This is a genomic window from Hoeflea prorocentri (assembly GCF_027944115.1).
Lineage (GTDB): Bacteria > Pseudomonadota > Alphaproteobacteria > Rhizobiales > Rhizobiaceae > Hoeflea_A > Hoeflea_A prorocentri.
In genome coordinates, this window is the sequence record NZ_JAPJZI010000001.1 from 3,367,945 (window position 1) to 3,388,480 (window position 20,536).

Genomic DNA, 20,536 nt, shown 5'->3' on the forward strand with positions numbered 1-20,536 from the left:
GATTGGAGTAGGTTAGCGATGAAACTGTCGTCACATTTCGATGATCTTAAAGGCCAGTCCGTCTTTATTACCGGCGGCGGCTCGGGGATAGGGGCCTGGCTGACCGAGGGCTTCGTGGCACAGGGCGCAAAGGTCGCGTTCGTGCAGCGCTCCGACGCCACGGAACTATGCGACCGCCTTGAGGCTCAATACGACAATCGCCCCCTTTTCATGGCCTGCGACATCACCGACATCGAAGCCTTGCGTTCGTCAATGGCCAAGGCGCGCGAGGCGCACGGGCCGATCACCGTGCTCGTCAACAATGCGGCATCGGACAACCGCCACAGCCTTGAGGAGTTCTCCGTCGAGGACTGGGATCAGGCGATCAACATCAATCTGCGCCCGCACTTCTTTACTGCGCAGGAAGTGCAGAAGGACATGCAAGAGGCTGGCCACGGCTCGATCATCAATTTTTCTTCCATCTCCTACATGATGGGCAATGAGGGCTACCCGGCCTATGTCGCCTCGAAATCGGGCATTACGGGGCTGACACGCGGTCTTGCGAGGGAACTCGGCAAACACAAGATCCGCGTCAACGCACTGATGCCCGGCTGGGTTTTGACGGACCGGCAGCGCGAATTGTGGGTGACGCCGGAAGCGCTGGAAGCCCATTTGGAGCGGCAATGTCTGAAAGAGGAAATCGTGCCGGACGATATCGTCGCGCCGACATTGTTCCTTGCCTCTTCGGCATCAAGAATGATGACCGGACAGGCGCTGGTGGTCGATGGCGGCGTTGTGGTGACAGGTTAAGGATATGCAGCCATTTTGCGCAGCCGCTGACTGGGGTACGTCGAGCTTCCGAATCTGGCTGATTTCGGAAGACGGCCGTGCCGTGGCGGAGCGCCGCAGCGATGAAGGCATGACCCACGCGGCCAAGGCCGGATTTGCCCATGTGCTGGAAGCCCATCTTGGCGCCCTTGATGCGCCGAAAAATCTGCCGGTTGTCATTTGCGGGATGGCGGGATCGCGGCAAGGCTGGCAGGAGGCTCGCTACCTGACGGTTCCGGCGGCCCTTTCAGAGATCGTGGAACGGGCTGTCGCCGTCGAAGGTCTGGACCGCGACGTGCGGATCCTTCCGGGCTTTGCGCAGCGCGATCCATCGCATCCCGACGTGATGCGTGGAGAAGAAACCCAGCTCCTTGGAAGCTTCACCGGCAGACGCCTGTCGGGCCTTGCCTGCATGCCCGGTACGCACTCCAAATGGGTCAGTGTCGAGGATCGGTGCGTCACCGGCTTTTCCACCTTCATGACCGGTGAACTCTTCTCCTTGATCACACGGCATTCCATTCTGCGGCACGCGGTCGGACAGGCCGAAAACTGCCGTGCAGACAGTAAGGACTTTCTGTCAGGCGTTGCCGAAGCCCATGCCGATCCGGCTACAATCAGCCAACTTCTATTCACCATAAGGGCCGGACAATTGCTTTACGGCCGTGAGGCCACAAGCAGCTTTGAACGGCTGTCGGGACTGCTGATCGGCAGTGAAATCGCCGCCGGACTCTCACAGTTTTCCGCCGGAAGGCCGATCCACCTGATCGCATCCGGCAAGCTTTTCGCACTTTACCGCTCCGCGTTCCAAGCGCTGGGTCATGAGATCGTGGCCATCGATGCGGACGAGGCTGTACTCACGGGGCTGTTGGCCGGTGCGCGCCGCTACTGGCCCTCGAACCATCATGCCGATTATGGACAACTCAAAGCATGACAAACACTATCCCCTGGCCTTCTCTCAAACGGTCGCTGGTTGCGATCCTGCGCGGACTGAAACCCGAGGAAACCGCTGAAGCGGTTCAAGCTCTTGTCGATGCCGGTTTCGAGGCAATCGAAATACCGCTCAACTCTCCCGAGCCCTTTACATCGATCAAGATTGCCGTCGATGCAGCGCCTGCCGGCTGTCTCATCGGCGCCGGCACGGTTCTCGAACTGGCCGATGTCGAGCGGCTTGCCGAGGCTGGCGGCAGATTGATGGTCAGCCCCAATGTCGATCCGGCGGTTATCCGTGCCGCCAGCGACTGCCAGATGGTGACGATGCCAGGTGTTTTCACACCGACGGAAGCCTTGAGCGCCGTCAAGGCGGGCGCATCGGGCCTTAAGTTCTTTCCCGCGAGCATATTGGGGCCGTCCGGCATCACCGCCATCAGGGCGGTACTGCCCGCCCATGTTGAAATAGGAGCGGTCGGCGGCGTTTCCCACGAAAACTATGAAAGCTATCGCGAAGCGGGCATCAGGACGTTCGGCCTTGGCTCCAGCCTTTACAAGCCGGGCATGGATACGGCAGAAATCGCCAGGCGCGCGCGTCTTTCGGTAGAGACATACGACGCCGTCTTCGGAGCGTGAGATGAATCCGTCAGACTTCGACTGTACAGTCTTTGACGATGAAATCCGTGAGCTTGGCGAAGGTCCGACCTTCGATCCGGATCGCGATACGCTCTGGTGGTTCGATATTCACGGCCGCAAGCTGATTGAACGGCGGTTGTCCGATGCTGCTTCGAAAGTCCACGAATTGCCTTTTCTTGCCAGCGCGCTCGCGGTGGTGGACAGCAAAAGACAGCTTCTGGCAACTGAACACGGGCTTTATCTTCGTTCGGTCGACACAGGCGGCCTCGAGCGTCTCGTCGATATTGAGGCGGATGATGCGTCCACGCGCTCGAACGACAGCAGGGTCCATCCCTGCGGCGCGTTCTGGATCGGCACGATGGGCAAATCGGCACAGCCGAATGCCGGGTCGATCTATCATTTTTTCCGCGGAGAACTGCGCCGGATCTTCACCGGCATAACCGTGACCAATTGCATCTCCTTCACCGCAGACGGCTCGATCGCCTATTTCACCGACAGTCCGACAGGCAAGGTTATGCGCGTGGCAACCGACCCGCAAACGGGATTGCCCACGGCGGAACCGGACCTGTTTTTTGAACGCGATGCAGCCTATCCCGGCTATCCCGATGGCGCCGTCGTCGATGCGGACGGCCTCGTGTGGATCGCCAAATGGCAGGGGTCCTGCGTCGAGGCGCATGATCCGTCCGGCTCGGTGGTCGAAACCATCACACTGCCGGCCTGGCAAATCACCTGCCCTGCCTTTATCGGACCGGATGCGGCCCGCATGATCGTCACATCCGCGACGGAGGGGCTGAGCGATGCTCAGCTTCGCGACCATCCGCATGCGGGTAAGACATTTCTTCTCAACCGGCCGATGAACGGCCGATACGAATCCAAGGTCAAAATCTGACACCATGAGCGACACACCGACGATTGGCGTATGCTACTACCCGGAACACTGGCCTGAGACCCAATGGCAGGACGATGCCCGCCGCATGGCGCAACTCGGGATCACCTATGTCAGAATAGGCGAATTCGCCTGGTCGCGGCTTGAGCCTTCGCGCGGCGACCTTCGCCTTGACTGGCTCGAGCGGTCCATTGACACGCTGCAGGCTGCCGGGCTGAAAGTTGTTCTGGGAACGCCCACAGCAACGCCGCCAAAATGGCTTGTCGACGAGATGCCTGACATGCTGCCTGTCGACCGCGAGGGACGGGTGCGCGGTTTCGGCTCGCGGCGGCACTACAGTTTTTCGCACCCGGGATACCGTGATGAATGCCTGCGCATCGTTCGCGTGCTGGGTGAGCGGTTTGGCGAACATCCCGCCGTCGCCGCCTGGCAAACCGACAATGAATATGGCTGCCACAGGACCACGCGCGACTGGTCCGACGCTTCACGCCTCGCCTTCCGTCTCTGGCTGAAAGACAAATACGGCTCAATCGACGAACTCAACGACGCCTGGGGCAATGTCTTCTGGTCGGAGGAATATCCGGGCTTTGATTCCATCGAACTGCCGACGATCGCACCGACCGTTTACAATCCCGCACACCAGCTCGATTTCTACCGTTTCTCATCGGATCAGGTCATCAGCTTCAATCGACTGCAGGCCGATTTGATCCGCGAGCTCTCACCCGGCCGCGACATCATTCATAATTTCATGGGCCGCACGCTCGACTTCGACCATTACAAGGTCGGGGCAGACCTCGATGTGTCCAGCTGGGATTGCTATCCGCTGGGCTTTCTGGAAGACCGATCAGACGCCGACGAAGAATGGAAACGCCGCTTCCTGCGGGCCGGCGATCCGGATTTCCAGGCATTTCATCACGACCTTTACCGGGCGACGTCTTCGGGCCGCTGGTGGATCATGGAACTGCAGCCCGGACCGGTGAACTGGGCCGGCTACAACCCCGCCCCACGTGACGGCATGGTGCGGCTTTGGAGCCTTGAGGCTGTTGCGCATGGCGCGGAGACCGTGTCCTATTTCCGCTGGCGGCAGGCCCCCTTCGCACAGGAACAGATGCATGCGGGACTGCTGCGTTCCAACGGTGCCGAGGCCGAGGGCTATCATGAGGCCGAAGCCGCCATTGCCGATATTTCGCGCCTCGACACGGGTCCGAAAACACAGGCCGATGTCGCCATCGTCTTTGATTATGAATCGGTCTGGGCCTGGGAAACGCTGCCGCATGGCAACGACTTCGATTATTTCAGGCTTGTCTTCGATCATTATCGCGCCTTGCGACGCAAGGGGCTCTCGATCGATATCCTGCCGCCGGATGCAGATGATCTCTCCGGCTATCCGGCGGTGGTCATCCCTGGCCTTTTTGCCTGGAGCGATCAGCTCACGACAGCCCTTCGGGCCTATGAGGGCGTCGCGTTGATCGGCCCGCGCAGCGGCTCGAAAACGGAGAATTTCTCAATCCCCGCCAAACTGCCGCCCAACCTGCCGCAGGATATTGCGGTTTTGAGCATAGGGCGGGTTGAAAGTCTTCGCCCGGACGTTCCTGTCCCGATGGCGGATAATGCGGGCAATGTCCATCTTTGGCGGGAGTTCGTCGAACCGGGCCCGTCGTGCGAAACGGAAATGGAAAGCCGCGACGGGGTTCCCGTTCTCGTCCGTCAGAACAAGCTTTTTTACCTCGGCGGCTGGCCGGACGAGACGCTAATGGCCCTGGTGATCGACCGGATTTGCGCGGAGGCGGGGCTGACGAGCGTTGATCTGCCGGACGGGGTTCGGCTCAGGCGCAGGGGCGACCTCACCTTCGCCACGAATTACGGCGACGACCAACAGAACCTCAACGACCTGGGCATTAACGGGACATACGTCATAGGCGATGCCGTTCTGCCGCCATCGGGTGTTTGCGTTCTGCGCCATTGAAAGCAAACCGGCTGACCATCAGGCTCAAACCATGTTGTTTCGGCCAGTGCAGAGTGATATCGCCTTGCGCATGCGCGTATGGCGCGTAGATTGTTAATTTCGATCACCCGATTACACCGGACACTGCTTATCATGAAATCAGCCTTCAAAGCCTATGACATCCGCGGCGAAATCCCGGCGCAGGTGAATATGCCCTTTGCCTACCGCTTCGGACAGGCCGTCGCAGCACAAGAGCAGCGCAAGGCCGTGGTTGTCGGCCATGACATGCGGCAGGACAGTCCGGCGCTCGCCGGCGCACTTGCGCAGGGATTGCTCGACAGCGGCGTCGATGTTCTGCCGCTTGGTCAATGCGGCACGGAGGAAGTTTACTTTCACACTGATCACAGCGGCGCCGATGCCGGCCTCATGATCACTGCGAGCCACAATCCAAAGAACTACAATGGCATCAAAATGGTGCTTAAGGGCGCCCGGGCTGCAACACACGACAATGCCCTCGGTCCGCTGGAAAAGCTGGTTTACTCCGACCGGAAATTCCCGGTGGTTTCAGATTATGCAAAGCGCGGCGTGCTTGCTCCGCAGCTTGATAAAACGGCCTATATCGAACGCCTCGTCAAACAGGTGGCGGGACGGGATCTCAAGCCGCTGAAAATCGTCTGCCATGCGGGCAATGGCTGTGCCGGGCCGGTGATCGATCTGCTTGAAGAGCACCTGCCCTTCACCTTCATCAAGGTGGATCATCAGCCTGATCCTTCCCTGCCCAATGGCATCCCCAATCCGCTGCTGCCGGAAAAGCGCGAACGCGCAAGCCGCGCGGTTATCGAACATGGCGCCGATCTGGGCCTTGCCTGGGACGGCGATTTCGACCGGTGTTTCTTCTACGATGAGCGCGGCCGCTTCGTTGAGGGCTACTATCTGGTGGGGCTGATCGCTCAGACCATGCTGCGCGCGCACCCGGGGGCAACGGTGCTCTACGATCCGCGTTTGACCTGGAACACGGTGGACATTGTCGAGGCAGCCGGCGGCACGGCCAAAATCTGCCGCACGGGCCATGCCTTTTTCAAGCAGATGCTGCGCGATGAGGACGCCGTCTATGGCGGCGAAATGAGCGCCCACCACTATTTCCGGGACTTCAGCTATTGCGATACGGGCATGGTGCCGTGGCTGGCGGTGGTTGCCGAACTCTCGGCAACGGGAGCAAAACTGAGCGAAATGGTGGAAGAACGCATCAGCGCCTTCCCCTGTTCCGGCGAACTCAACTTCACAGTTGACGATTCAAAGACCGTGATTGACCGGATTGCCGACCATTTCAGCCCGTCCTACCCGAATGTCGAGACGATTGACGGGCTGAGCATGGCCTTTGACGATTGGCGCTTTAATGTGCGCGCATCAAACACAGAGCCGCTTTTGCGGCTGAATGTGGAATCACGCGGCAATGCCGATCTGGTCGCAAAGAAGGTCGCCGAGATCGAGGGTCTTATCGAGACCTCCTGATCCCGGGACACTGTGCATTCAGCTGTCGCCGTTTTTGGCGTTGGGGTGAAAGAGCTGCTCTCCTTCCAGGCGAAAGCCGGCAATGGCAGCCTGTCCGTCCGGTCCAAGCAGCCAGTCGACGAAGAGCTGTGACGACTTTTGCTTGATGTTCGGGCAGTGCGCCGGATCAATCGTCACAACGCCGTACTGATTGAAGAGCGCCGGATCGCCTTCCAGCAATATGTCATGTCCGGCACGGTTTCCGAAGCTGATCCACGTTGCCCGGTCAGTTAGAACATAGGCCTCCATTCCGATGGCGACATTGAGGGTCGCGCCCATGCCGGAGCCGGTTTCACGATACCATGCACCGCTGCTGGCCGCCGGATCGACACCGGTGCGGCCCCAAAGGGAGAGTTCTTTTTTGTGGGTGCCGGAATCGTCTCCACGCGAGACGAAGGCAGCACCGTCCTGCGCGATCTTGCGCAATGCCGGGGCGACTTTTTCTTCATCGCGAACCCCGGTCGGATCACTTGCGGGACCCACCAGAACAAAATCATTGTACATCACATCATGGCGCGCCTTGCCGCCGCCCTCGCGCACGAAGGCTTCCTCCGCCTGCTTGGCATGGACGAGCAGAAGATCGCCGTCGCAATTGCCTGCATTCTTGATCGCCTGACCTGTACCGACGGCAACGACGCGAACCTGGATTCCCGTCTTTTCCTCAAATTGCGGCAGCAAATGATCGTAAAGGCCGGAATTCTGCGTTGACGTGGTGGACTGCAATAGAATGAACTCGTCGGCCACCGCAGGCGCTGTTATGGTGAAAAACAGGGCCGCAGCTGCGGCGCCCAGGGTGCGGAAAGCAATCATTGTAAAAGTCCTTTCGTATCTAAATCAGTATCTTGCCGGAAATAAAGTCGTTGGCTTCAGCTGTTGCGGGCGATCCAAAGAACCGGTCGGTCGGCGCGTGCTCGACGACCTTTCCCCGGTGCATGAAGATGATTTCGTCACCAATGCGCCGGGCCTGGGCAAGGTCGTGGGCGATCAGCACAATGCGCATTCCGCCCTTGCTGGCGTCCTTGACCATTGCCTCAATGGTCTGCGTGGATGCCGGATCAAGGCTTGATGTCGGCTCATCCAGGAACAGCAGATCAGGCGCAGTCGCCAGAGCTCTGGCAAGGGCAAGACGCTGCATCTCGCCTCCGGACAACACTCTAGCGGAGGAGTTCATGAGAGCCGATAGCCCTGCTGCTTCAAGCGCATGTCCGGCCCGTTCCCGCGCCTCGGCGTTGCCGTAACCGACAGAGCGCAGCGCATATTCAATGTTGGACCGGGCGGAGCGGCGCAGCAGGACCGGTCGTTGAAGAACCATGCCAAAACGGCAGTAGCGCTGCCGGTCCGGCCGCACGCCATTCCACAGCACAACTCCGCTGTCCGGTCTGCGCAGACCGGCCATGACATTCAGAAGCAGCGACTTTCCGGCCCCGTTGGGCCCGACCAGTACCGTGGTACCGGTGCCGCCGATCGTCAGGGACGGAACATCGAGAAGCACCCTGCCCTTGCGGCGCACGAACAGCCGTTCCGCCGTAACCGGCAAGATCGGTTTGGTCGCCGTTTGCAGCGGGGAACGGTGCGCATCACGCATAGGCGGATCGCTCTGCAGCCGCACGCAGCAGATAAACCAGCGCATTGACGGCAAACGCCAGGACCACCAGCACAATGCCGAGGCCCAGCGCCAGTGCGAGATTGCCCTTAGACGTTTCCAGTGCAATCGCCGTCGTCATGACCCGCGTGACATGGTTGATGTTTCCGCCAACGATAATCACGGCGCCGACCTCTGCGATCGCCCGGCCGAAGCCGGCAAGCAACGCCGTCATCAGACTGTAGCGCCCCTCCCATAAAAGCGTCCGCAGCCGTGACAGCGGCCCAAGCCCGAAGAGCATAAGCTGGTCGCGATATTCCGCGTTGAGGTCTTCAAGGGTCTGCCTTGTCAGCGCCGCAATGATGGGCACGACGAGGATCGTCTGCGCAATGATCATCGCGGTCGGCGTATAAAGAAGCTGAAGCGGCCCGAGCGCACCGGCATTCGACAGCAGAAGATAAACGACCAGACCGACAACGACGGGCGGCAGACCCATCAGCGCGGTTACCGTTACGATGACAACACCGCGGCCCGGAAAGCGCGATACGGCAATAAAAGCGCCCATCGGCAAGCCAATGATCGCGGCGATGACCACAGCTGTGACGCTGACCCTTAAAGAAAGCCAGACGATTTCCAGGAGGCCCGGATTGAGGCCCATAACCAGCCGAAAAGCTTCGGGAAAGGATGCGGCAAAGTCCTGCATTTTCAGTGCACTGCCCGATTTATGAGGAACAATGCGCTTTTTAATACGTCAAGTCAGACCGTCGTCATACCCAAAACGGCAAAATTGACGGAACCAGTGTCGATTTCGCCGACCGGTGGATTGACGTGCGGGCAGCCGATCGCAAAATCAGGTGTAGTGCTCGGATGCGCGGATCAGATCTTCTACGTCACCCGCCGGCATCGGCTTTCCGTAAAGGTAGCCCTGGCCGAATACACATCCGAGCTGCAGCAGCTTTGCAGCCTGCTCGACGGTTTCAATTCCCTCGGCGATGACCTCAAGATCAAGCCCGTCGCACAATGCGATGATCGCCTTGACGATATGTTCGGACGGACGGTCCCTGGTTATCTCGGAGACAAAGGCGCGATCGACTTTGACCTTGTCCAGCGATATCTCGCGCAGCCGGCCAAGGCTTGACTGCCCGGTGCCGAAATCATCCAGCGAAATCGAAACGCCCTCGGCATGGAGCCGGTCGATAATATTGTTGGCGATGGCGGCATCGGCCATGACTGCCGTCTCGGTGATTTCCAGTCCCAGCCGCGCGGGCTCAAGGCCGACTTCGCCAATAACGGCCATGATTCTGCCGTGCGTTGCCGGATCGACCAGCTGAACTGAAGACAGATTGAAGGAAAGATATTTGTCGTGCGGCCAGCTGAGCGCCGCCCGGGCCGCCTTTTTCAACAGGACATCGGTCAGGGAAACGATAATGCCGCGTTCCTCGGCCAGCGGGATGAAGGTGGCCGGCGATACCTGACCGAGTTCATCGTCATACCAGCGCGCCAGCGCTTCGAAACCAATCGGCACACCCGTTCTCAGGTCAACGATGGGCTGAAAGAGGACATCCACTTCATCGGCGATAACGGCCCGGCGCAGCGCCTGCTCGAGTTGCGTCGCGCGCTTCATCTCTTCGGCAATATCGACCGAATAGAGGGTTACCTGCCCATGTCCCCGCCGTTTCGATCGGTAGAGAGCCGTATCGGCATTCTCCATCAGATGCTTGTAGTCCTCGCCGGCATAGGGGTAGATCGCAAGGCCGACGGATGCCGACAGACGCACTGTCCTGGAACCGAGATCATACGGCGCGGAAAGCACTTCCTGGAACAATTCGCTGTTCTTTTCCGCACTGGCTTCGTCGAAGACCAAGGGCAAAACAAAGGCGAACGCGTCATTTTCCAACCGGGTGACAACGGCCTCCGGCGGCATGCACGCGCGCAGCCGGTGCGCCACCTGGCACAAGATGTCATCGCCGGCGGCGCGACCGAAAAGGTCGTTGATCGGCCGGAAGCCATCGATATTGACAAGACCAATGGTAAAGGGCGCCGGATCGAGCGAACGCTCACGCACCAGTTTCGTTATTTTCTCACGCAGCCTCGTCCTGTTGCCGAGACCGGTCAAAGGATCCGTATAGGAAATCGCGTCCGCCCCGCCCATGGCCTGTGTGTGACCCGGGGCCAGTTCAACTGACATCGCCTCTTCCTTGCGCCCTGATGGTGGAGGAGCACCATATTCTGCTTTAGAAAATGACCCACGCAGGTTAAAAAACACCTATCGGCGGGTTGTGCAATTTAGGGATGCATGCCGCAACCTGTTGAAACTCATCGGTTTCGTCCGAGAATCTGAGGAAGTTTCACTTCTGAAACCCATGTTCGACACAGCAATTACGGCGCCCACGGGTCCGGTTGTCAGCGCCGGTGACCCTGCCTCAAAGCCCGTTCAATCCGGAATATTGTGTAACCAAGCATCTTTCCTTGATCACACGAATCCGGGATGATCCGCCTATGACCGTCAAGCAGCTTCCAGAAACGCTGATCAATCAGATCGCCGCCGGCGAAGTCATCGAACGTCCGGCGAGCGTGGCGAAGGAATTGATCGAAAATGCGGTGGACGCTGGAGCGCTCCGCATTGAGGTCGCGACCGCCGGTGGCGGCAAGGCGCTTGTCCGGGTTGCGGACGACGGATGCGGCATGACGCGAGACGATCTGGCGCTTGCGGTGCGGCGTCACTGCACCTCGAAGATCACCGATCAAATCGACAGCATCGATACGCTGGGATTTCGGGGTGAGGCCCTGCCTTCCATCGGTTCCGTCGCTAAACTGAAGATCCAGAGCCGGACGGGCAATTCGGACAGCGGATACGAAGCGAGCATTCAGGGCGGGAAGGAAGAGCCTGTCCGACCCGCGCCGACCAACCCAGGCACGATCGTTGAGGTGCGCGATCTGTTTTACGCGACACCGGCCCGGCTGAAATTTCTCAAAAGCGACCGGGCGGAATCGGGCGCGATCACCGAAGTGTTCAAACGGATCGCCATTGCCTTTCCGCATGTGCGCATGACCCTTTCGGGCACCGACCGGTCCACAATCGACTATCCGGCGACCGGCGAAGACAGGCTGGCGCGCATCCGTCAGGTACTCGGCAAGGACTTTGCGGACAATGCCATCGCAATCGATGCCGGGCGCGAAGCGGTGCGGCTTTCCGGATTTGCCTGCGTTCCGACCTACAATCGCGCCAATTCGCTGCAGCAATTTGCATTCGTCAACGGCCGGCCAGTGCAGGACAAGCTCATAATGTCAGCGCTGCGCGGGGCCTATGCCGATACGATTCCGCGTGGTCGCTATCCGGTCGCCGTGCTGTTTATTGAACTCGACCCGTCCCTCGTGGACGTCAATGTCCACCCGGCGAAGGCCGATGTGCGCTTTCGTGACCCCGGTCTTTTGCGCGGTTTGATCGTCGGCGCAATCCGCCAGGCCCTGAGCCGCGAAGGCGACAGGTCCTCAAGCCTTGGCGCACAGGACCTTAGCGCAGCCTTCCGGCCTCAGTTCGGTCCCGGCTCCGGCCGTTTTTCTGCGGAACGGTTCGAAAAAACAAGCGGTTATAATCCGGCCGACTCGCCCTTCAGACCGCACGACGCCGGTCCGCCTTCGGGATTTTCGGAAGACGCACAGAGTGGTTTTGAAGCCTTTGCGCAACCCACGGCGCGCAATGATGCGTTTGAGGCACACTCACCCTCGCCGGATCATCCGCTCGGAGCGGCGCGTGCCCAGTTGCATGAGAACTATATCGTGGCACAGACCGGCGACGGGCTCGTTATTGTCGATCAGCACGCGGCGCATGAAAGACTGGTTTACGAAGGTCTCAAACGGTCACTCGCATCGGGCGACACGCCCGCGCAGCGTCTTTTGATACCGGAGGTCGTGGAGCTGCCGGAGGAGGATTGCGACCGGCTTATGGTTCACAGCGACGCGCTGGCGAAACTTGGCCTTGTTATCGAGCGTTTCGGGCCGGGGGCCGTCGCCGTAAGGGAAACACCGGCCATTCTCGGTGAGATCGATGCCGCCGGACTTGTGCGCGAACTGTGCGATGAAGTGGCTGAATGGAATGATGCCGGCGGCCTGAAAGCCAGGATTGACTATGTCGCCGCCACTATGGCATGCCACGGATCGGTGCGGTCCGGGCGGCGCCTGACGCCTGAGGAGATGAACAGCCTGCTTCGGCAGATGGAAGACACGCCGGGCTCAGGGCAGTGCAATCACGGGCGGCCGACCTATATTGAGTTGAAATTGTCTGATATCGAAAAACTGTTCGGCAGACGATAGCGCGGTTTGACAGGATACGGGAATGAACAGATTTGAAGGACATGGCTCCGGCGAGGCAAAAATACGTTATCTCGACGCGGATTTTCAGGTCATTTCGCCCGGATCCCATGTGCGATGTGCGATCACCGGCGAGCTCATCCCGCTGGACGAGTTGAAATACTGGAGCGTTGCGCGCCAGGAACCCTATGTCGATGTACGGGCATCGGTTGCAGCCGACGAACGCGCCGGTATCCTGCCGACACAGAAGTAATCTCTAGAGCAGAGCCTTTTTCTTGAAAGACTGGACCGTCTGCTCAACAAATGTCTGAGCAAGCCCGGGCGGATCGAATTCCAGCTGTACTTCAAGCACGTCCGATTTTTCCGCAAGCTCGGCGACCTTGCCCCTGGCATGCCTGAGCCTGACCATATCCTTGGCCGTGGTGACCAGTTGCAAATCCCGGGCGCTGGCCGTGTCGAGCAGATCAGTGGCCTCATCCTCGACAAAATGGTGGTGATCGCCGAAACCTCGGGCATCGACTATATCGGCACCGGCTGAGTTCAGGCTGACAAAGAACTTTTCCGGATTTCCGATGGCTGCATAGGCCAGAACCTTCTTGCGCCGAAAACGGCGCGGCCTGATCACCTTGAGCTTTGCCTCATAGACCGGCTTGGCAGCCCGCCCGGCAACGCGGATGACCGGGTGAGCCTCCGGCCCGTCGCCGATCACAAGCAGCGCCGAGGCATGCCGCATCTGATCAACCATCGGCGCACGCACAGGCCCGCCGGGTATGACATGGCCATTGCCGATACCACGCAAGGAATCCACAACCATTAGCGCAAAGTCGAAACGTACCGCCGCGCTTTGGAAACCATCATCCATGATGATGAAGTCGGCGCCTTCCTCAATGAGCCGTGCCGCACCGGCCGCCCGTTCGGGCGACACCACGGTCAGCGCCTTTTGTGCAAGCAGCAAGGGCTCGTCACCGACGTCTCCGGCGTTGTGGTGATCTGTATCGACCACAGTTGCCGTGCGAATGCTGCCGCCATAGCCGCGCGACAGGAAACCGGGCTTCAATCCGGCCTTTTTCGCCGCGGCGCAAAGGGCCAGGGCGGTGGGTGTCTTGCCCGCGCCACCGACGGTGAAATTGCCGACGCACAGAACCGGCACATCAACCGCCACCCGAGGCGCATTTTCCATGCGGGATCGCGCCACTACGCCGTAGATCCAGGATATCGGAGCCAGCGACCAGGCCCGCCAGTCAGCCTTCGTCCACCAGAATGGGGGCGCTTCGCTTACCATCGCCCCAGCCGGTTACCGTCCTGATAGAGCTCAGCCTTGACGGTGAGCGGTTTGACATAAGGTTCGAGCGTGCGCACGGTCCTTGGCAGCGCACCGCTCAATTCTTCAACCGTCTTGAGGGCCGCAGCCCGCATCTTGTCGCCTGTGCGACGATTGCTGAACAGAAATTCAACCGATTTCGCAAGGGTGTCACCGTCATTGACGAGCCGTGCGCCCCCGTTTTTCAGGAGGCTGCGGTAGCTGTCCCTGAAATTCTGGACATTGCGCCCGGACAGGATGGCGCAGTCGAGCATGGCCGGTTCCAGCGGGTTGTGCCCACCCTTCCAGGTCAGCGATCCGCCGACAAAGGCGATGCTTGCCAAACGGAGATAAAGGCCCATCTCACCGATCGTATCGCCAAGATAAATCTGCGTTTCCGATGTGATGAGATCGCCGCGGGAGCGGCGGGCGACCGCCAGACCCCGGCTGGCGAGCATGTCTTCGACCTCGTCGGCGCGCTCGGGATGACGCGGAACAATGATCGTCAATGCCTTGTGGCGCGGCTTCAAGAACTGATGCACATCGGCGGCGACCGCCTCTTCGCCCGGATGTGTCGAGACAGCGGCCCAAACGCCGCGCTCACCGATGCGGTGCTGCAGGCGGCGCAACTCCGTTTCGTCGCACACAAGCGGCTTGGTATCGACCTTGAGATTTCCCGATACGGCCACAGGGCGCGCACCCAACGCTCTGAAGCGCTCTGCATCCTCCTCCGACTGCGCAATGACCATGGACAGGTTCTCAAAAAGCGCCTCGGCAAGATGTGGCCGCCGACGCCAACTTGCAAAGGACCTGTCCGACAGGCGTCCGTTGACCAGCACCTGCGGCATGCGGCGCGCGCCCAGTTCAAGGATCGTCATCGGCCAGATTTCAGATTCGGCGATGATCGCGAGATCCGGATGCCAATAGTCAAGGAAACGGCTGACCGCCGGCTTGAGGTCAAGCGGCACATATTGGTGGATCACCCGCCCACCAAGCCGTTCCTTTGCCACCGACGCCGAGGTGACGGTGCCGGTCGTCAAGACAACCGAAATACCCCGTTTCAGCAGTTCCTCGATCAACGGAATAACGGCGACCGTTTCGCCGACGCTTGCGGCATGTGCCCAGATCAGGGGGCCTTCAGGCCGTTCCGCGCTCGGATGGCCGTAGCGCTCGCGCCGGCGCGAGTGCTCTTCCTTGCCCTTGGTCGCCCGGAACGCAAGATAAGATCCCAGGAAGGGATAAATCGCCGCGCCAAGCCAGCGATAGGCCGTCAGGGTCACGCGCGCCCAAACGAGACTCATGCAGATGTCCTGACTGCCCGATAGGCTTTTTCCGTTACGCTGTTCAACTCGTCAGTCACCCTTTGACGGAAGCTCTCCATCTCGGCGGTCGACACGTCGCGTGGCACATGGATGGGATCGCCAAGCTTAAGGCAAGCGCGGCCAAATGGTAAATTGATCGTCGTCTTGTCCCATGATTTTTCGATCACATGATGGCGGCTGGTGGCAATGGCCATGGGAAAGATGGGACGCCCCGAAAGTTTCGCCAGCGCGACCACCCCCTCGCCGGACTGCCGGGGGGCCCCTTTCGATATGTCGGCAATCATCACGATGTTGAAACCATCCGCCAGGGCGTCGGTCATCGCCTTCAGGGCGCCGACACCGCCTTTTCTCCATGTCTGCGCGCGGTCCCGCCCGCCGGATCCACGTATCACGCGCACACCGCAGCGTTTCAGAACGCGCGCATTGATTTCCGCGTCACGGCTTCTGGAAACGAGCGCGGCGACAGAGGCGTTGTCACGGTAAACAAAGGGCGCCAGCATCTGCTGACCATGCCACAGGGCGATGATGACCGGCAGCTTGCCTTCAACAGCCGCCTCCAGATCATCGGATTCGGGAACCGGGCGATTGGTGCCCTTAACGAAACGCAGGCCGTTGTGCAGGATCGCAGCCGCAACGTTCTGAAAGCCGTCGGAGGCCAGCAGTCTTTTGCCAATACGCCTGAATGCCGTGTTCAAAGCCATACCTCGCCGCCAGCCTCGCCCCGCACTTCTTCAACCGAGGATGCCGAGAGGCTTCGGCCGCAGCGCCTGAATGTGGCCAACAGCATTTTCCGATCCGCTACTGCTCGCCATCTGCCTCGTCATCGGGATTGAGAAGCCTGTGCAGATGCACAATGAAATACCGCATATGGGCATTGTCAACGGTCTGCTGCGCTTTTGATTTCCACGCGGCATAGGCGGATTTGTAGTTCGGATAGATACCAACGACGTCCAGTTCTTCGAGGTCCCGGAAGCGCACTTCATCGAGCGAATCCAGCTCTCCGCCGAACACCAGATGCAATAATTGTTTTTCGTCGGTCTCCATCACGCTCTCCATTGCCACGGATACATGCCGAACGGGCATGGCTGACGCAAATGCCTGTCCGCAGGGCGGTTTGCTGCAATTTGACTCAAAGGTCAATGCTGCGAGCAACGTTCCCAAGTTCCGACAACAAATCGCCGGAGCCGGCAATGAGCAGGCCGTGGCTGACATCGCTCTTGTTGTAGCAGATTTGCGAGCCCTTTCGGTCGAGAAGCGCACCGCCCGCATTGCGAAGAATAAGGTCGGCGGCGGCTAGATCCCAATCATGGGAGTTGGGCTTGACCAGCGTTCCGTCCAGCCGCCCGTCAGCAACCATCGCAATCCGGTAAGCAAGCGAGGGAATGTGACCGGACCGCGTGATACGGTCGACAAACCCCTCCGGAAGGTGTTTGAAAAGCGTCTTCGGCATCGACAGAACCATCTGATCACGTGTGCTGTCGATGCGGAGCGGCGCGCCATCCTTTACGGATGCGGCTCCGATCGAGGCCTCAAAAACTTCACCGCGGGCAGGGCAAGCCAGCACCCCGCACTGGACTTCGCCGCTCCTTACGACTGCGATACTGACGCACCACATGTCTTCGCCATGGACAAAGGCCCGTGTGCCGTCGATCGGATCGACGACAAACACGCTCTGCCGGTCCAGCCGTGACCGATCGTCCTCGGTTTCCTCAGAGAGCCAGCCATAGTCCGATCGTGCGCTGCACAGCGAATCGCGAAGAAAGCGGTCAACCGCGATGTCGGCTTCGGTTACAGGCGACGTGCCGTTCTTGTACCAGACTTCGGGGTCCTTTTGAAAATACCCCATCGCAATCCGCGCTCCCTCGAGCGCGGCTTCGCGTATAAGCGCCAGGTCCGCAAGCGCAACACTATTTTCCGGCAATGGTCATACCTTCAACAGCCAGCGTCGGAGACGCCGTACCGTATTTGCGGTCAATGTCATCGGCCGGTGTGGTGTTCATGAACATGTCCTTCAGATTGGAGGCGATCGTCACCTCGGAGACCGGGTAAGTCAATTCGCCGTCCTCGATCCAGAAGCCGGATGCACCGCGACTATATTCACCGGTTATCATGTTTACGCCCTGGCCGATGACCTCGGTTACGTAGAAACCGGAGGAAATGCCCGAGATAAGCGTCTGTGGCGATACGCTGCCCGGCTCCAGCGCCAGGTTGGTGGACGCCGGATTGACATTGGACCCGCCACGCACGCCGCGGCCATTGGTCCTCAGACCAAGTTCGCGCGCTGTTCCGGTTGACAGGAACCAGGTCTGAAGCACACCGTCCTCGACCATGTTCAGCAGCGTTCCGCGCACGCCTTCGCCATCGAACGGCCTTGATGCAGGACCGCGAACAATTTGCGGATCATCGGTCAGGCGCATGCCCGGCTTCATGATCCGTTCGCCCATCATTTCGCGCAGGAAACTGGTTTTGCGGGCGACCGAAGCTCCGTTGATTGCGCTGGCAAGATGCCCGACAAAACCGCGGGCGACGCGCGGATCGAGCACCACGGTCACATCGGCGCCGGTTTCGGCCTTCCTTGGATCAAGACGCCGGACCGCCCGCTCGCCGGCAGCGCGGCCAATCGTCTCGGCATCATCGAGATCCGCATAATAAAGCCGCGAATCGAATTCATAGTCCCGCTCCATCGCCGTGCCCTGCCCGGCGATGACGCTGACAGAACGTCCGAACCGGCTGCCCATATAGGCGCCGGAAAATCCTTCGGAGGTGACAAGAACCAGGCCGCCCATTCCCGCAGAGGCACCGGCGCCACTGGAATTGGTTACGCCTTCAACAGCCAGCGCCGCCTCTTCCGTCGCCAGTGCCGCCTCGGTCAGTTGCGCACTTGTGACTTCAGTCGGGTCGAACAGATCGAGATCGTCATAGCTCTTGGCCAGATCCTGAGGGTCCGCAAGCGTTGCGAACGGGTCTTCCGGCGAGACGCGGGCCATAGCGACGGCACGGTCGGCGAGTTCAGCCGCCTCGAAGCCGGCATTCGCCGACACGCTCGCAACGCGATTGCCGACAAATACGCGCAACGAGAAACTGTCGCTTTCGGACGCATCGGTCCCTTCCACCTTACCGAGGCGCACGCTGACGGATGTCGATCGCCCGCGCACGACAACCGCATCGGCACGATCCGCGCCCGATTGGGTGGCCTGTTCGACCAGCTTTGCCGCCTTGTCTACGAGTTCCTGTGTCTTATCCGCATGAAACATGTAATTGGCCTTTCTATGCCGCTCCATTTATTGTGGCGTCGGCACGGCATCAAGGTTAAAAGCGGATTGTTGTGCTGCCTCACGAACTTCTTAAGAGATTTCATAAATGGCCGTAGAAGGCATCTCATACTACACTCATGCCCTGGTCCTTCTCGGGGGCGCAGTAGTCGCCGCTCCAATTGCCAAGAAAATCGGGCTGGGTACCGTTCTCGGTTATCTGGCAGCCGGCATCATCATAGGGCCCGTTACAAGACTTGTCGGCGGCGGCGAGCACATCCTGCAATTTGCCGAACTTGGCGTGGTTCTGCTGCTGTTTATCATAGGCTTGGAACTCAAGCCTTCCCGCCTGTGGTCCATGCGCAGGGAGATATTCGGGCTCGGTCTTTTGCAGGTCGCGATCACGGGGATCGCGCTCACAGGCATTGTTGCCGCGGTGGTCTGGTCAACACACGCCCTGACCGCGGCCATCATTATCGGCCTTGGCCTAGCGCTTTCGTCGACGGCCTTCGGACTGCAGATACTTGAGGAGCGCGGCGAACGCGGCACCTCTTACGGGCAAAGAGCGTTTTCAATTCTCCTGTTTCAGGACCTCGCCATTGTCCCCATTCTGGCGCTCGTGCCATTGTTTGCTCCGCACCACGCGGAAGCGCCCACCACGGCGCTGCAGGATTTCGGCATAGCGCTTGGGGCCATGGCCCTCCTCGTTGTCACCGGACGGTATTTACTCAATCCGCTGTTTCAATTGATCGCGAGCACCGGTGCGCGCGAAGCCATGATCGCAGCGGCCCTTCTCGTGGTGTTCGGCTCGGCGATGCTCATGCAATTTGCCGGCATGTCGATGGCCATGGGCTCCTTCCTGGCGGGCGTTTTGCTGGCCGAATCGTCCTACCGCCACGAGTTGGAAGCGGACATCGAACCATTCCGCGGGATTTTGCTGGCCCTCTTTTTCATGGCAGTCGGCCTGTCCCTCGAGCTGGACGTCATCGCCAAAAACTACATTCTCATTTTGATCTCCGTGCCGATTCTCATGCTGGTGAAGGGTGTGGTCATTTATGGCCTGTGCCGCCTGTTCGGATCGGGACACAACGAGGCCTGCCGCATCGCCGGGTTGCTGCCGCAGAGCGGAGAATTCGGATTCGTCGTCTTTACGGCAGCCGCAAGCGTCGGCATTTTTTCCGCGTCGATGGGCTCGATACTGATTGCAATCGTCACGGTGACCATGGCCCTGACACCGCTCGCCTCATCGATCGCCAACCGTCTGCTGCATGCAAACAGCCGGGAGGAACTGGAAGAAAACTTCGAGGGCGCCGGATCGGACGTTCTGATGATCGGATTTTCGCGCTTCGGTCAGATTGTATCGCAGACGCTGCTGGCCGGCGGGTCGGACGTGACAATCATCGATCATTCGGCCGAGCGAATTCGCAGTGCGACCAAATTCGGATTCAAGATCTATTTCGGCGACGGCACGCGAAAGGCCGTGCTGGAAGCCGCAGGTATCAGGCGCGCCAAGCTGATCGCGATCTGCACCCACGAAAAGGCGACGACGGACAAGATTGTCGATCTGATCCAGGCCGAATTTCCCGCTGCCCGCATTTTCACCCGCGCCTATGACCGATCGCATACGCTGTCTCTGCGCAAACGTGAGGTCGAGTACGAACTGCGCGAAACTCTGGAATCGAGTTTCATTTTCAGTCGCGAGACATTGAGAGCGCTGGGTCTTGATGACGAACGGGTTGAAGAGATCATCAGCGAGACACGCAGACGGGATGAAGAGAGGCTGCGGATTCAATCGGTCGAAGGGATGGCGGCCGGCGGAGATATGCTTCATACCCGCCCGGTGACACCCGAACCGCTCATCAAACCGAAAAAAGAAGCCGAGCGTCTTGATCTTGAGCAGCCGAGCTCCGCCGACAAGTAAAGCGGTGTGGCCCATGCCCGTCGGGTGTTCGCGGCCCGGTACGCTCATTTCAGTCCATTCGGATCGGAGCAATAGGGAAGTGCAATTGAGAGGGGAT

19 protein-coding genes are annotated in these 20,536 nt (G+C 59.7%); 9 read left to right on the top strand and 10 right to left on the bottom strand.

Going from position 1 to position 20,536, the window contains the following annotated elements:
- Positions 1 to 18: 18 nt before the first annotated feature.
- The 6 genes from OQ273_RS15745 to OQ273_RS15770 all read left to right on the top strand — a co-directional run bounded on the left by OQ273_RS15745 (position 19) and on the right by OQ273_RS15770 (position 6,713).
- Positions 19 to 789: an SDR family NAD(P)-dependent oxidoreductase gene (locus OQ273_RS15745; protein WP_267991445.1), complete on the top strand. Its 771-nt coding sequence runs from the start codon at positions 19 to 21 to the stop codon at positions 787 to 789.
- 4 nt (positions 790 to 793) lie between these two features.
- Positions 794 to 1,738 carry a 2-dehydro-3-deoxygalactonokinase gene (locus OQ273_RS15750; RefSeq protein ID WP_267991446.1) on the top strand — a complete coding sequence of 315 codons (945 nt, stop codon included), beginning with the start codon at positions 794 to 796 and terminating at the stop codon, positions 1,736 to 1,738.
- Positions 1,735 to 2,370: a 2-dehydro-3-deoxy-6-phosphogalactonate aldolase gene (locus OQ273_RS15755; protein ID WP_267991447.1), complete on the top strand. Its 636-nt coding sequence runs from the start codon at positions 1,735 to 1,737 to the stop codon at positions 2,368 to 2,370. The genes OQ273_RS15750 and OQ273_RS15755 overlap by 4 nt, the downstream gene beginning before the upstream one ends.
- Before the next feature lies 1 nt (position 2,371).
- Positions 2,372 to 3,259 carry an SMP-30/gluconolactonase/LRE family protein gene (locus tag OQ273_RS15760; protein WP_267991448.1) on the top strand — a complete coding sequence of 296 codons (888 nt, stop codon included), beginning with the start codon at positions 2,372 to 2,374 and terminating at the stop codon, positions 3,257 to 3,259.
- Between the two features lie 4 nt (positions 3,260 to 3,263).
- A complete protein-coding gene (locus OQ273_RS15765; protein WP_267991449.1) occupies positions 3,264 to 5,222 on the top strand; it encodes a beta-galactosidase in 1,959 nt (652 codons plus the stop codon).
- Positions 5,223 to 5,354: 132 nt separating this feature from the next.
- Positions 5,355 to 6,713: a phosphohexomutase domain-containing protein gene (locus OQ273_RS15770; protein WP_267991450.1), complete on the top strand. Its 1,359-nt coding sequence runs from the start codon at positions 5,355 to 5,357 to the stop codon at positions 6,711 to 6,713.
- An 18-nt stretch (positions 6,714 to 6,731) separates the two neighbouring features.
- Here the strand turns inward: OQ273_RS15770 and OQ273_RS15775 are convergent, their stop codons facing one another.
- The 4 genes from OQ273_RS15775 to OQ273_RS15790 all read right to left on the bottom strand — a co-directional run bounded on the left by OQ273_RS15775 (position 6,732) and on the right by OQ273_RS15790 (position 10,522).
- Positions 6,732 to 7,562 carry an ABC transporter substrate-binding protein gene (locus OQ273_RS15775; protein WP_267991451.1) on the bottom strand — a complete coding sequence of 277 codons (831 nt, stop codon included), beginning with the start codon at positions 7,560 to 7,562 and terminating at the stop codon, positions 6,732 to 6,734.
- A 19-nt stretch (positions 7,563 to 7,581) separates the two neighbouring features.
- Entirely contained in the window at positions 7,582 to 8,337 is a 756-nt protein-coding gene (locus OQ273_RS15780; RefSeq protein WP_267991452.1) for an ATP-binding cassette domain-containing protein, read from the bottom strand.
- On the bottom strand, positions 8,330 to 9,037 hold the full coding sequence (locus OQ273_RS15785; RefSeq protein ID WP_267991453.1) for an ABC transporter permease: 708 nt from the start codon (positions 9,035 to 9,037) through the stop codon (positions 8,330 to 8,332). The genes OQ273_RS15780 and OQ273_RS15785 overlap by 8 nt, the downstream gene beginning before the upstream one ends.
- Before the next feature lie 147 nt (positions 9,038 to 9,184).
- Complete coding sequence (locus tag OQ273_RS15790; RefSeq protein ID WP_267991454.1) at positions 9,185 to 10,522, bottom strand: putative bifunctional diguanylate cyclase/phosphodiesterase; 1,338 nt, start codon at positions 10,520 to 10,522, stop codon at positions 9,185 to 9,187.
- A gap of 311 nt (positions 10,523 to 10,833) precedes the next feature.
- On the opposite strand from OQ273_RS15790, the gene mutL reads away from it, so the two are divergent.
- Together mutL and OQ273_RS15800 are read left to right on the top strand one after the other, a co-directional pair.
- Positions 10,834 to 12,648, top strand: a complete 1,815-nt coding sequence (gene mutL / locus OQ273_RS15795) for a DNA mismatch repair endonuclease MutL (protein ID WP_267991455.1) — start codon at positions 10,834 to 10,836, stop codon at positions 12,646 to 12,648.
- Between the two features lie 22 nt (positions 12,649 to 12,670).
- Positions 12,671 to 12,898: a DUF2093 domain-containing protein gene (locus OQ273_RS15800; RefSeq protein ID WP_267991456.1), complete on the top strand. Its 228-nt coding sequence runs from the start codon at positions 12,671 to 12,673 to the stop codon at positions 12,896 to 12,898.
- A 3-nt stretch (positions 12,899 to 12,901) separates the two neighbouring features.
- Here the strand turns inward: OQ273_RS15800 and lpxK are convergent, their stop codons facing one another.
- From lpxK to OQ273_RS15830, 6 genes are all read right to left on the bottom strand, one after another.
- A complete protein-coding gene (gene lpxK, locus OQ273_RS15805) occupies positions 12,902 to 13,927 on the bottom strand; it encodes a tetraacyldisaccharide 4'-kinase (RefSeq protein ID WP_267991457.1) in 1,026 nt (341 codons plus the stop codon).
- Positions 13,921 to 15,246 carry a lipid IV(A) 3-deoxy-D-manno-octulosonic acid transferase gene (gene waaA, locus OQ273_RS15810; RefSeq protein WP_267991458.1) on the bottom strand — a complete coding sequence of 442 codons (1,326 nt, stop codon included), beginning with the start codon at positions 15,244 to 15,246 and terminating at the stop codon, positions 13,921 to 13,923. The genes lpxK and waaA overlap by 7 nt, the downstream gene beginning before the upstream one ends.
- Positions 15,243 to 15,968: a lysophospholipid acyltransferase family protein gene (locus OQ273_RS15815; RefSeq protein ID WP_267991459.1), complete on the bottom strand. Its 726-nt coding sequence runs from the start codon at positions 15,966 to 15,968 to the stop codon at positions 15,243 to 15,245. The genes waaA and OQ273_RS15815 overlap by 4 nt, the downstream gene beginning before the upstream one ends.
- Positions 15,969 to 16,065: 97 nt before the next feature.
- A complete protein-coding gene (locus OQ273_RS15820; protein ID WP_267991460.1) occupies positions 16,066 to 16,311 on the bottom strand; it encodes a DUF4170 domain-containing protein in 246 nt (81 codons plus the stop codon).
- Between the two features lie 85 nt (positions 16,312 to 16,396).
- The gene (locus OQ273_RS15825) at positions 16,397 to 17,188 is read right to left on the bottom strand and encodes a 3'(2'),5'-bisphosphate nucleotidase CysQ (RefSeq protein WP_267991461.1); all 792 of its coding nucleotides are present in this window, start codon (positions 17,186 to 17,188) and stop codon (positions 16,397 to 16,399) included.
- On the bottom strand, positions 17,175 to 18,521 hold the full coding sequence (locus OQ273_RS15830) for a TldD/PmbA family protein (protein WP_267991462.1): 1,347 nt from the start codon (positions 18,519 to 18,521) through the stop codon (positions 17,175 to 17,177). Before OQ273_RS15830 ends, OQ273_RS15825 begins: the two co-directional genes overlap by 14 nt.
- A gap of 106 nt (positions 18,522 to 18,627) precedes the next feature.
- Between OQ273_RS15830 and OQ273_RS15835 the strand changes: the two genes are divergently transcribed.
- On the top strand, positions 18,628 to 20,439 hold the full coding sequence (locus OQ273_RS15835) for a monovalent cation:proton antiporter-2 (CPA2) family protein (RefSeq protein ID WP_267991463.1): 1,812 nt from the start codon (positions 18,628 to 18,630) through the stop codon (positions 20,437 to 20,439).
- Positions 20,440 to 20,536: the final 97 nt, after the last annotated feature.